Source organism: Coleofasciculus sp. C1-SOL-03 (assembly GCF_040220555.1).
GTDB lineage: Bacteria > Cyanobacteriota > Cyanobacteriia > Cyanobacteriales > Coleofasciculaceae > Coleofasciculus.
In genome coordinates, this window is the sequence record NZ_JAVJUO010000196.1 from 18,530 (window position 1) to 31,600 (window position 13,071).

General features: G+C 46.8%; 11 protein-coding genes. 3 read left to right on the forward strand and 8 right to left on the reverse strand.

The genetic code is table 11. The annotated features are described in order from the left end of the window. Positions 1-216: 216 nt before the first annotated feature. From RIE73_RS30470 to RIE73_RS30485, 4 genes are all read right to left on the reverse strand, one after another. Positions 217-1,551, reverse strand: a complete 1,335-nt coding sequence (locus RIE73_RS30470) for a CO2 hydration protein (RefSeq protein WP_446404738.1) — start codon at positions 1,549-1,551, stop codon at positions 217-219. Positions 1,552-1,586: 35 nt separating this feature from the next. Continuing rightward, entirely contained in the window at positions 1,587-1,988 is a 402-nt protein-coding gene (locus RIE73_RS30475) for a NirD/YgiW/YdeI family stress tolerance protein (RefSeq protein WP_446404739.1), read from the reverse strand. A gap of 78 nt (positions 1,989-2,066) precedes the next feature. Further along, the gene (locus RIE73_RS30480) at positions 2,067-3,569 is read right to left on the reverse strand and encodes an NADH-quinone oxidoreductase subunit M (RefSeq protein WP_446404740.1); all 1,503 of its coding nucleotides are present in this window, start codon (positions 3,567-3,569) and stop codon (positions 2,067-2,069) included. A 282-nt stretch (positions 3,570-3,851) separates the two neighbouring features. Beyond that, positions 3,852-5,714, reverse strand: a complete 1,863-nt coding sequence (locus RIE73_RS30485) for an NAD(P)H-quinone oxidoreductase subunit F (protein ID WP_446404741.1) — start codon at positions 5,712-5,714, stop codon at positions 3,852-3,854. Positions 5,715-6,208: 494 nt separating this feature from the next. On the opposite strand from RIE73_RS30485, the gene RIE73_RS30490 reads away from it, so the two are divergent. Next, on the forward strand, positions 6,209-6,514 hold the full coding sequence (locus tag RIE73_RS30490; protein ID WP_446404742.1) for a hypothetical protein: 306 nt from the start codon (positions 6,209-6,211) through the stop codon (positions 6,512-6,514). Between the two features lie 666 nt (positions 6,515-7,180). On the opposite strand, the gene RIE73_RS30495 is transcribed toward RIE73_RS30490, so the two are convergent. Both RIE73_RS30495 and proS read right to left on the reverse strand, forming a co-directional pair. Further along, positions 7,181-8,719, reverse strand: a complete 1,539-nt coding sequence (locus tag RIE73_RS30495) for a hypothetical protein (protein WP_446404743.1) — start codon at positions 8,717-8,719, stop codon at positions 7,181-7,183. Positions 8,720-8,725: 6 nt separating this feature from the next. Then, a complete protein-coding gene (gene proS, locus RIE73_RS30500) occupies positions 8,726-10,534 on the reverse strand; it encodes a proline--tRNA ligase (RefSeq protein ID WP_446404744.1) in 1,809 nt (602 codons plus the stop codon). Positions 10,535-10,900: 366 nt separating this feature from the next. Between proS and RIE73_RS30505 the strand changes: the two genes are divergently transcribed. Further along, positions 10,901-11,080 (forward strand): hypothetical protein, encoded by a 180-nt coding sequence (locus RIE73_RS30505; protein WP_446404745.1) that lies wholly within the window; start codon positions 10,901-10,903, stop codon positions 11,078-11,080. A 298-nt stretch (positions 11,081-11,378) separates the two neighbouring features. Here the strand turns inward: RIE73_RS30505 and RIE73_RS30510 are convergent, their stop codons facing one another. Beyond that, the gene (locus RIE73_RS30510; RefSeq protein ID WP_446404746.1) at positions 11,379-11,861 is read right to left on the reverse strand and encodes a hypothetical protein; all 483 of its coding nucleotides are present in this window, start codon (positions 11,859-11,861) and stop codon (positions 11,379-11,381) included. Positions 11,862-12,225: 364 nt separating this feature from the next. Here RIE73_RS30510 and RIE73_RS30515 point away from each other — a divergent pair, with 364 nt between their 5' ends. Continuing rightward, complete coding sequence (locus RIE73_RS30515; protein WP_446347115.1) at positions 12,226-12,468, forward strand: helix-turn-helix domain-containing protein; 243 nt, start codon at positions 12,226-12,228, stop codon at positions 12,466-12,468. 236 nt (positions 12,469-12,704) lie between these two features. Here RIE73_RS30515 and RIE73_RS30520 read toward each other — a convergent pair. Beyond that, a partial coding sequence (locus RIE73_RS30520) for a hypothetical protein (RefSeq protein ID WP_446404747.1) occupies positions 12,705-13,071 on the reverse strand: 367 nt, incomplete at its 5' end.

Below are 13,071 nucleotides of genomic sequence, written 5' to 3' on the forward strand. Positions count from 1 at the left end.
ATTTTAAGTTTTTCACCTATATCTATGGGTATATTTATGGGTTAGACAGAGATCCCCGACTTCTCAAAGGAAGTCGGGGATCTGGTATAAAACTTAATCAGGGCTGGCTGCATCAATAAAGATGGGGTTGAAACTGTTGCCTGTTGCCTGTTCCCTGTTCCCTGTTCCCTCCCCTCACCACAAGACTCCCTACAGCAGCCCCTAATCAGACATCAATTACCGATAATCAGCCGTCTGAATATACTGTAACCGCGCCGCATCCCGGATGCCATACTCCGGGCGACAGAATCGGTCTAATTGCGCTTCAAAAAATGTCCGATTCGCCTGTAAATGCTTCGGATTCGGGTCATCTAAGGGATACAGCAGTGCGGTTCGCAACGCCTGAAATACCGCCGATGTCACACAATACATCGATCGCTGAAAGGTAACACCAATTTGATTCAAGATATCACTTTCACGGCGACAACGCTTTTCATAGAAGTCTCGCAGATAAGGCGGTAAGAAATGTAACATATCCTGCATCAGTAATGTGGGCGGAACTCCCGCCGAACCCACGGGGAATTTATCGGCATAAAGAACCCCATAATGGAAGTCTTTCTGATCAGTCGGTACTTCCATTGCTTGGGCATTATAGGACTTCGTACCCCTAAACGGTGCCGTGCGATAGAATACCGCCTCTACATAGGGAAGTGCTGCTTCATACAGCCAGGTAAACCCCTTGGACTTAGGAATCACCTCATAGCATTCCCCCTTAACATACACATGATGATAGATCGGACGACCCGCGATCGCGAAGATGCCATTTACCAAAAAGTTCATCGCTTCGGGGACAGAGGTGATTTTTCCTTCATCGTAGAGATCAGACACCTCAAAGAACACGGGTGCCATGACTTCCCAGAATAGCCCCAACAGACTGTAATAGGACGCCTGACGACATTGTTCGATAAACATCTCTGGGAACAGCTTATGCCATCCCAGCATGACAGGATTTCCTTGAAAATACGCCTGAATTGCCCGATTCGCATTGTCCTTATACTCTTGTGTATCCAGATACGGATCAAACTGATTCACCGGGGCGTACATATTCCGATGCCAAAGCATTGCCCGCATACAAGCTTCAGCAAACTCCATATTAATCCGGTCATGCCACAAGTGATGCAATAACTTGGGCATTTTCTGGGTTTCCCCTTTCTCAATAAACGCCACAAGTTCTGGATGCGCCGTTGCTTGTCCGCGCCAAATCCGTAAATCGGCATCATCCCCCGCATAATGATTATGGAGGTCTAAATATTCTTTGGGCAGGAAATATTTAAAGAAGGGAAACGGATTCAAAAAGACTCGTTCGCCAATATAAAGCAAATCCCGCCAATAGAAATCCATTGGTACCGCATACGCCTTCCAGATGCCAATAATTTGCATCAGATTTTCCGGCGTATCAGGAACCATCGCCCCTCCCGCTTCTAAGCGGTGAACAATATCCGCCAATTCATGCTGAGACGGCGGTAATTTAGGTTTACGTGTTGTCGGAGGTTTATCTAACGCTGTTGTCATAATCTTATTCCTCTTTCCCTTAACTATAGCAAGACTTACCGACGATTTCTGTTGCGATTACCCGCCCAAGGTGGAGGACCTTCAGACGGGCGAATATTAATTAATGAACCGTCAGATCGCGTAATTGAAAATGCATCAAATTCACCCTCATCGATCTCACCGATAACCGTTACTTTTTCCCCCGCAGATAGGTTAATCTCCTGCCACCAACGAGGACCAGCATCAACAATAATTTGCCCCGTACCATCATCAAGGATAAAATCATTGCCTACAACACTGACAACTGTGCCTGATAGGGTGATACCACGAGAACGCTCTAACTCTCGAATTGGGGTTTGAGCTTGTACAATTGATTGATCTAGACTTCCTTCCCCCAGGAGGATTGCCAACGTAGAAATGATGGCAATTGTTACTTTTCTTATTTCTTGACGTTTCATATTACCTATTCAACTCAGGATAGTACAGAAATTATTTCTCGGTTTTGATGTGGGAAAACTCGCCTCAAATAACCCCCGTCACTTTTGCCGCTGATACTTCAACGCCACTTGCTGATTAGTCATCGGCACCGCCGAAACAATCGCATTCGTCGTCGTTTCTGTCCATCGAACCAACCAAACCGGTTGAATCCCCAGGAAGAAAATAATCACCGCCAAAATAATCGCAGGTGCCTTTTCATTCCAGAGAACTTTCGGATAGTAAGCCTTACGATTATCCAGTTTGCCAAAACAAGTGCGATTCAGCAGAATCACAAAATAAACCGCCGTCAACCCCGAAGCAAAAATACATAACAGGGTTTGCCAAGGAAGTACCGCATAACTCCCTTGAAATACCAGAAATTCTGCCACAAATCCGACTAAACCGGGAATCCCCGCACTTGCCATTCCCCCTAAAATCAATAACGCACTCACCAAGGGTAAACCCCGCGTGGGATTCATTAACCCATTCAAAACATCCAACTCGCGAGTTCCCACCTTGGTTTCCACCACCCCAACTAAATAAAACAGAATCGCCAGAATCATCCCATGACTCACCATCTGAGTCACACACCCCAAAAGACTCAACGGCGTTAACGCAGCGGCGGCGACAACGATATACCCCATGTGACCAATGGAACTATACGCCACCATTCGTTTAATATCTTTTTGGGCGATCGCACTCAATGCACCATACAATACACTCACCACGCCAAGAATCGACAATCCCGGCGCTACCACGGACCAGGCTTCGGGAAACAATTGTAACCCATAGCGTACCAACCCATAAGTTCCCATCTTCGCCACAACCCCTCCTAACAGAATCGCCACGACGGGTGACGCTTCCACATAAGCATCGGGTAACCAAGTATGTAACGGAACCAGGGGAATTTTAATCCCAAATCCCACCAACAGAATTGTCAGCAGAATCAACTGAGTGGTTAACGATAACCCTTGAGTTTGAATCGCCTCATAATTAAAGCTAGTGGAATTACTCAGCCACGTAATCCCCAAAAATGCCGCCAAAATCAGAATTCCGGAAACAGCGGTATAGATGAGAAACTTCATCGCCGCATATTCCCGCTTGCTTCCCCCCCAAATTGCAATTAACAGGTACAAGGGAATTAACACCAATTCATAGAACAGGACAAACAGCAACAAATTCTGTGCCAGAAACGCCCCAGTAACCCCAGCATTCACCAACAAAATCAGGGCATATTTAAGGCGCAGCCGTTCCACATCAACGCGGCTACTAAAAATAACCACCCAATTCAACAAACTCCCCAACGCCAGCAACGGAAACGATAAACCATCCGCCCCTAACTTGTAGGATAATCCTAGTTGAGGAATCCAAGTTAACTCCTCTTGAAACTGCCAACCGGAATAGGTGATATCAAACTGCGTGGCTAGCCACAACGTCACCAAAACAATCGCCGTCGCCACCGCTAAAGCAATCGCCCGGAGTCGTGTTTGTGCCACCTTTCCCGGCAGAAACCCAATGATAATTGCACCAACAACAGGTAACCCAATCAGCGTACTCAGCATAATTCTGTCAAAAATTCCAACTCAAAACGCTTCCACTTAATCGGGGCGAGTTGATCAATCTCTAACTAACTAGAAATGATTCAGTTCAACCCACCCCGAAACCCTCAAACCTCAAAACACGCTATCCCACGTCTCCCCATTTAACATCCCTCTAAACAGTGAACACATCCATTCCTCCACCACCTCACTTAACCCCTCTGCGTCCCTCTGCGCTAACCTCTGCGTTCCTCTGCGTTAAAAAAACACATCTTTCACCACCAACCACTCCGACAAAAACGTAAATTATCCACCAACAATCAGCGAAAGACGCGACAGAATCGGCAAACTTAACAGAAATCCTAATAACGCCACCCCCAACAAAATCGTTAACGCATAAAACTGGGTTTGACCCGAAACATTGTACTTCAAACCTTGCCCACTAGACACCGTCATAAAGGCGACTAAATTGACCAAACCATCCACAATATAACGGTCAACCCAAGAAATCGTTCTGGAAATCAAATCAACCAGAAACACTATCGTTACCCGATACAACTTTTGGGTATATAAATCGTAGGCAAAAAAGTCTTGCAACGCCTTTGAACCAAATCGAATCGGCTTTTCCACCTGGTTACTCAGATACAAATACGCCGCTGCACCGCCACCAATCGCACTCGACAACACCAACGAACTCGCTACTGTAGGATTCAAGCTTACCCATTCCGGTAACAGTTGCCATGTTCCCAATAGTAACGGAACATGTAACGTAACCCCCATCAGCAGTATCATCGGAAATAGCATGGGCCAATGTGCTTCAGGCGATCGCTGTGCCATTTCTTTAGCTTGTCCACCGAAGACTAACCCGAAGACACGGAATAGACTAAACGAAGCTAACGCATTCACCACTAACACCAGGGCAAATAATTTCGGGTGACTGGTAAACAACGAATCCCCCAACTGTAAAAACGCCCAAAATCCGCCCAGAGGGGGAACCGCAATCAATCCAGCCGCCCCCACCAGATAAGACAAGCCACAAGCTGGACGTTTTGCCCATAATCCACCCAATTGTGTCACATCCTGAGTAATACTGTTCCAAATAACCGTTCCGGTACTCATCACCAATAACCCCATGGCGACGGCATAGGTCAACATTAATAATAGGGCGGTTTGGATTTGTCCCGTACCCACAGCGATAAACACCAATCCCAAATAAGCACTGACCAAATAGGATAGAGTACGCTTAATATCAACCTGTGCGATCGCGACCATCGTACCACCCACAGCGGTTATCCCACCAATTAAAATTACGGCGGATACCGCAACCGGAGATATGGCAATTACGGGTTGCAGTTTAATTAACACCCACGCCCCCGTACACACCACCACCGCATTCCGTAGAATGGTACTGGGAACCGGTCCTTCCATGGCTTCATCTAACCATAAATGCAGGGGAAATTGAGCGCATTTACCCATCGGACCGGCAATTAATGCCAATCCCACTAATGCTGCTATTTTGGGATCAAGGTTGACAGTGCTTGCCCACTCTGCCAATTGAGGAAAATCCCACGTTTTGGACAGAGGATAAATCCCAATCACGCCCATTAATAGGACTAAATCGCCCACCCGTTTGGTCAGGAAGGCATCTCTCGCCCCGGTTACCACCAAGGATTGATTAAACCAAAACCCGACCAAAAGATAGGTTCCCAGAGTAAGAATTTCCAGGATAATGTAGCTGAAAAACAAGGAATTGCACAGAACAAGGGCGCACATCCCCGCTTCAAATAATGCCAGCAACGAATAGAACCGCGCCCATCCCCAATCGGTTTCTAGGTAACCAATGGCATAAATTTGTGCCAGGAAATTCAACCCCGTGATCACCATTGTTGCCCCAATCGTAACCGCCGAGATTGTCACGGGAATGGATAAATCCAAATCAACCACCTGTAGCCAGGGAATCACAACCGATTGGGCAGGTTGATTCCAGATGGCGAGTAATGCTAACAACCCATGCAAAAAAGCAATGAAGGTCATCAATAGATTAATATAGCCGGCGGGTCTCGGTCCGGTACGATTAATAATTGCCGGAGACCAAGGGACGGCTAAAATTGCACCTAGTAGGGCATAGCAAGGTATTAACCAGGCAGAGTCAAGGAAAAACTGAGTCATCGACATGACCTCGTGGGTGTATACAAATTTCCTCTTCAGTGCTAATGGACATGAAGAGACCCTGATAAACAGGTATTTTTACTTACGATTAATTTTCTTTAAGTTTTCTGAGTTTAGTTTATAGTGTAATGGGTTGATGGTAAAGTTCAAACAAAGCAATTAGACAATTTGACAATCAAAGCGATAATCCCTATCTATCAAAGCGCTGGGAGATGAGGGAGCAGTTATCAGTGAGCAGTGATCAGGAGCTGGGGAAGCTGGGGAAGCTGGGGAAGCAATGTAGAGACGTAGCATGCTACGTCTGGAAGATGGGGGAGATGGGGGAGATGGGGGAGATGGGGAAGATTATGTAGGGGCGGGTTTCACTACTATCTTTTTGGTTACACCCAGATGTAACTAAACCCGCCCCGACTGTACCTGCTTCTCAAGGAAGCGAGTATGACGAATGACGAATGACGAATGACGAATGACGAATGACGAATGACAAATGACGAATGACAAATGACGAACTTATGGGAAAATGGATTGCTTTACTGGGATTACTGGTAGTCGTGTGGCTTGTGGCACTTCCGGCTGAGGCGTCGGTGTGTCGCACAATCAAGGATCACACTATTTGTATCGTGAGTATCAAGCGTTCTGCCAAGTATTATTGGCGGTATCGAGCCGCCGTGAGTATTGATGGGGTAAAACGCCCGGTAGAGATATATAATTGTCGCGATCGCACCCGGATTCGCCAAGATGGAATGGTGGTTTCATTTGAACCGGATGGCGCTGGAGAGTTTATTTGTAGTTTCTTCTAGAATATCCCAGGTATTCTTTGGTATCAAAATAGTTCGGGTAAAAAAAGTTCTAATGTCTAGATATCAATAAACAGTTGTAGAGGCTAACTACCAACATCAATAAACAGTTGTAGGGGCGACCCGCTGATATCAATGAACACCCCCAATCCACTCAATAGACTCGGGTCGCCCTGTCGCCTAACCTCAAACTAAAATCTATAATCCCAATGAGTAATAACGTTTTCACGTCTAATAATTGGCAGGATTGGATCGTCGTATGTGGCTATATCAGCTTTACTATTTTTATCCTTTGGCAAGTTTTAAAACCTCGGTAATAAGGAACCCCTTTTTTGCCCTGGCGACTAGAAGTCGCAGCTACACAAACCAAGTCCGCCTGCGCGGACTAGCTTGTAAAGGGGGTGGCTAAACCGGATTTAGTATTATACAGCAGATTTGGTGGTTGATGAGGTACAGCCTCAGGAGAAGTCGGGGATCTGTCAGTGTACCCTTGAAAAGCGCTATAAGCCAAAACCATTGCCAATTTGGGTTTACAGCTATTTAAGGGAGGTATAGCCTCAACCAAGGCATTTCCTGATCGAACTTGATAACGAAAGTATCTCTGCTTCCCCTGCTTCTCATCTTAAGTTGACACCAATAACTGACGTGCGCCCTATCCTGTGTTTTAGCCTAAGCGTCTTTCTGATCAGAACATACTGTTTCACAACCTACCGGATCATCAAGTCGCGGTAACTTGAGCAAAACCCCTGCAAAAAACCAATAATAAACCTCCACCGGATCGACAGCCAGAGGATAATAATAGGTGTTATAACTAATAAATAAAACAAACACCCAAAGACACAACCCTAACCGTTGTAAAGACGAATCTTGAACTGACCGATATGCCTTAAACGTCAGAAACGTCAGCAAAGACACCAGCGCCAGAAACGCCAAAACCCCAATCGGACCAATTTCGTACAACAATTTGGCATAATAGGTTTCAATCAGTTGAGTTTCCCCTAAGCGACGGGCAGCATTAGTGGCTCGTCCTAAACCATGTCCTAACACTCCCTCTTGTCTACTCAATACCCACTGAAATTGATCTAGCATAAACGAAGGAGGAGGAGACGCCTCCCAGCGATCAACTAAACTAATCACCCGTTCTTCTACCTTCCCCAAAGTACGAGTAATCCAAATCGCTAAAAGCACCCCAATTCCTAATTTAAGTGGTAGCCATCCCTTATGCCGATCCGTGAGTAATACTAACAGAACAAACGTCGCCGGAACGATCGCCAAGGCAATTCGTTGACCCGAAATTACCGCCACCGCCAAGACAGCAACCATCGCCACCCAACCCCCGAATCGCCACCGACGAGAGGGATCACTAACACTCGCCCCATACGTGAAAAAGGCGCTGGAAATGAGAAACCAACCCCATTGCCAAGGTGCAACAAATGTACCGGGTAAACGAATTAACCCGACTTGAGGATTGTATAACAGAGAACCGCCGACTAGACATCTTACCTGTAAACTGGCTCTGTAGACAGCCTCTCCCGTCAAACTATTGTTACTGGGACATAAACCAGTAACTAGCCACAGGTATTGCAGAAACGCTAAGCTACAGCAAATCAGAATCAGAATAACGTGTAAACGAGTGAGGAAAAATAAGTCCGTGCGATCGCGAATCAGATAATACCCACAGAAGAGTAAGGGAATATACCCCACTAGCCCTTTTAATCCCAGAATTCCCATCAGAAACGGGCTTCCTTTAACCTGGGGATCAAACTCCTGGGGAACATTAATCAACAGGAACGTAATTAACGCCACCCCTAGCACAACCGCGATCGCAATCAGTAAGGGTTTGAGAATCGATCGCGGTAGGAGTTTCCAGAACGAATCCCGCGACTGAATCAGGGCAATTAAGGCGGGAATGTAAAATGCATCTTTAATTAAATGAAATAGAGGATGATTCCCGGAGTAGGCGATTCTCTCACCCAGGGATTGGTAAACATCGCCCAGCGAATAAATAATGCTTCCGCTGAAGGGAAGATAGATCAGCAGTCCCCATAATCCGATACGGGGATACTTATAGGAAAGGATAGAGAAAAAAACAATGGCAGTACAGGCAATACCTGTCTGAAATCCACCGACTAGACCCAACATTACACCCATAAAGGCAGAACTATAAAGTGCCACTATGATGAATCGAGTCAGTGCTGCCTTATTCATTTCAGTTTATCGGGTTAATGCCGCATCAAGCCATTGTTTAACCGTAGAAGCAACCTGATCCAGGGGCAATTCTTGAGACTGGTGAGTTGCCCGCACTACAACTTCCACTTTACCCTGTTTCAGCGATCGCCCGGTAACGATCCGATAGGGAATACCAATCAAATCCGCGTCTTTGAACTTCACACCCGCCCGTTCATTTCGGTCATCGAGTAAGGTTTCTACACCAGCTTGCCACAACTGTTGGTAAAGTGTCTCGGCGGCGTCCATCTGTTTGGCGTCGGAGATGTTGGGAACAGTAATAATCGCGTGGTAGGGTGCGATCGCGGGTGACCAAATAATTCCATCTTGATCATGGGATTGTTCAACCGCCGCTTGCGCCAGTCGCGATACGCCTACACCATAACATCCCATATACAAGGGATTTTCTTCCCCGGCTTCGTTGGTGTACGTCGCGCCCATGGCTTTAGAATATTTTGTGCCTAACTGAAAGATATGTCCGGCTTCAATTCCCCTAGCGCTGTGCAGGATTTGGCTGGGATCATGAATCGCGCGATCGCCGGCTTTGGCTGTCCGCAAATCTACCACCTGTTTAGGTAAGGCGAAGGGTTCACCCCAATTCGCACCAACGACATGATAGTTGGTTTCATTCGCCCCAGTGACAAAATTTTTCAAGTCAACGGCTGTATTATCGACTAAGCGTAAAAATCGCGGTGCGACATCGCTAGCAGGGCGGATATAATCATCATCTAAATCCGGGGCGATATAGCCGACAGGGAGGGGTTTAGACGCCCATTTTGCCTGGGTAGTGGCGTCGGGAACCGTTAGGGCGATGAGGGCGTTGGCGTTATATTGATCGGCTAAACGGACTAATTCATTTTGCAGTTTTACGTCGTTAACCTCTTGATCGCCTCGGATACTAACGATTACCAGTACCGTCATCCCATTGTCATAAACGGCTTGGTAGAGGACGTTTTTCAATACGTTGGTTGGCGAACAGTTGAGGAATTGACACAGGGAGTCGATGGTGGATGTATTGGGGGTTTCCCGTTTTTCGCAAGTCTCAAAGGGAGAGGGTTCAGCATCGGCTGGGAGGGAACTGGCTTTTTCCACATTGGCAGAATAGTTCCCATCCTCAGTGTAGAGGATCTCATCTTCCCCAATATCCGCCAGAATCATAAATTCTTGGGAACCAGAACCACCAATCGCCCCCGGATCAGCTTCCACGGCGCGAAAGGCTAAACCGCAACGGCTGATCATGTTGCGATAGGCTTGATCCATGTCCTGATAGGTTTTTTTCAGGCTTTCCTCATCGGCGTGGAAGGAGTAGCCGTCTTTCATAATGAATTCGCGTCCCCGCATCAGTCCAAACCGAGGGCGGATTTCATCTCTAAACTTGGTTTGAAGTTGGTAGAGGTGGAGGGGGAGTTGGCGATAGGAACGAATCATCTCACGGGCGATGGTGGTGATTACCTCTTCGTGAGTCGGTCCGAGTCCCAGTTCTCGGTTTTGGCGATCGGTGAGGGCGAACATGATCCCCTCTGCTTTAGTATAAGTGTCCCAGCGCCCGGATTCTCGCCACAGGTCAGAGGGTTGGAGTTGGGGAAGTAAGCATTCTTGGGCGCCCGTGGCGTTCATTTCTTCCCGAACGATTTGGGAGACTTTTTGCAAGACGCGCCACATCAGGGGGAGATAAGCGTAGATTCCGCTACCGATGCGACGGATATAGCCGGCGCGAACCAGGAGTTTATGGCTGGGGATTTCGGCTTCGGCTGGGTCTTCCCGGAGGGTGACGAGTAGCATTTGAGAGAGTCGCATCGTGAGGTTCCCTTTTTTGGATGATCGATCTCTCAGTTTAGAGTATTGGCTGTCCGGGTTAGGCGGGAAGAGGGGATTGGGTCTTCCTTTCCACAATATATGGCGCAATGAACGGAGATTGTGTAGGGGCGGGTTTCACTACTATCTTTTCGGTTGTATCCAGATGTGACTAAACCCGCCCAGACCGTCCATGTTTTGTCTCTACAATAGTTTCTAAACTTCCCCTGAAAAGTCAGGATGAGGTGCAGTGCGATCGCAAGCTAGCATAAGTTTAGTGGAATGTGACCATACACATACAAATTGCGCCTACCATACGCAAGGTTGGAGGCGCTATAATGATTAGATATTGTTTATTCAAAAAGCGAAATGAAAAAGCCAATTTTTCTCGGCTTTGCCATCGTTTTGCTTGCTCTTTCCGTTGTTGACGGGAATTTCGTCAAGCGTCCTGAATTTATCGAGTACGCGATTATGGCCGTAATCGCTGCACCCGATAATAAGCAGGATAATGATGAAAATCCTGATCATCAGCAACTCAAGAACAAGTAACACAGGACGCTAAATGTCCTATATTCCCAAGCTAGCTTTCTAGCTTGGTTTTTTATGTTACTCACTAAGGATATTTTAACTCTTTTTTTCAATTTTTTCTATTTTTCCACAAGGAATCGCATTTTAAAATTTGAAAATACGTGAAAATACGATTACCCATTATCTGTGGAAGAATGGTAAACCTTCTATCGATTGCCACTCCATACCTGAATAGGCTCACAAATTTCTCTAAACAGTGTAACACCGAGTAATTGGAGAGGGCGCACGTCGGTGCGCCCCTACCAAATGGGAGACACTGTCACTCTTTAGCGCTAGAAGTTACCGCATCCTCATCGAAAACCACCTCAAACTGTGCATCAGGCATCCACTTTGCCAGAAATCGCTGGTGATTTTCGGCTTCAGTGCGACTGTAGAATCGAGCAACCGTATAATGTTGAGCATTGGGCAAAAGCCTCACCAGTGTCCAGGGATAATGCTGTTGATTCCAAAAGCTATGGTTAGACTTGGGTGATGGTTCGGCTGTGCGCCCACATCCCCGATGCTCCAAGATAGAATGAATCATCGCTAAAAGTCGCTCTCGCTGTGGCGTTCCATCATTGGGTAACAGACTCCACTCATTGATTGGCGCGGGTAGCCAAGCCAACTTGTAAGTCACTGAATCTTTGCGAATGTGCCAACACAAGCGGCGTGGCTGTTTACGACAGTTGAACCCATCTGCACGAAAAGACGCAACAATCCTGTCGCCTTCAGCTTGCAGGCGAAGCCATTGAGAATGTTTCATTGTTATGATTTGAGTGATTGTTTTTTTAGCAAGGGCGATTGGGCATAGACAATATGCGATCGCCCCTTATTTCAGGCAAGGCTTAAAAGTAGCTAGCCCAACCCCGCCGTGGAATCAATTCCACGGCTCATAGCTCAAGTCCATTGAAATGGACTCAAAGCCCCCTCAAGCTAGCTGCATCACCTGTTGCAGCATGAAATTTCAGCGTCTGGCGCTGTCTTGATCCCTACACTTTGTAGAACACCAAGTTTGCTATACGCTTCATAGAGTGAGGAAGGGGAAACGAAACAGGAAAACTACCTCCAGAAAGTTTCCCCATCCATGCTCATGTTGTTTAACTCTACAACTTGTAGAGTCACTTAAGATGGTAAACGATAGAAATCAAAATATCAACCCTAATGTGCCAAGCTTAAAAGAAATTCGCCTACGCTTGGGTTTGACCCAAGAGGAATTCGGGAAAGCACTGGGAATGGCAGCGAATACAATTAGCCGCCACGAACGGGGACAACACAAAATTAGGTTTTCTGTGAGTCAGGTTAAACGCCTGAAGGAACTCCTAGAACAGGCGGGAATGTCAATCGACGACTTACCCGACGATATTGATTGAGACGGTATCAGTACATCCGGTGTCTCAAGACTAGACAGCAACAGCGATAGAGTAAGACTGAGAAAGGGAGTGCGATCTCGCTTTTTGGGGGGTAGAGTGCGATCGCGCCAATCCTGCCCACGTTACAAAACAATATGACTGTAGGGGCTTCCTGGCATACGCCCATCAAATTATCGTTTAGAACCGCAACCTTAGAGGGCGCAAGCCTTGCGCCCCTACCCAAATTGAATACGATGTCACTCTTTAGCGGTAGAAGCTACCGCATCCACATCGAAAACCACCTCAAATTGTGCATCAGGCATCCACTTTGCCAGAAAGCGCTGGTGATTTTGGGCTTCAGTGCGACTGTAGAATCGAGCAACCGTATAATGTTGAGCATTGGGCAAAAGCCTCACCAATGTCCAAGGATAATGCTGTTGATTCCAAAAGCTGTGGTTAAACTTTGATGAGGGTTCGGCTGTTCGCCCACATCCCCGATGCTCCAAAATAGAATGGATTGTGCCTAAAAGTCTATCTCGCTGTGGCGTCCCATCATTGGGTAACAAACTCCACTCATTGATTGGTGCGGGTAGCCAAGTCAACTTGTAAGCCACTGAATCTTTA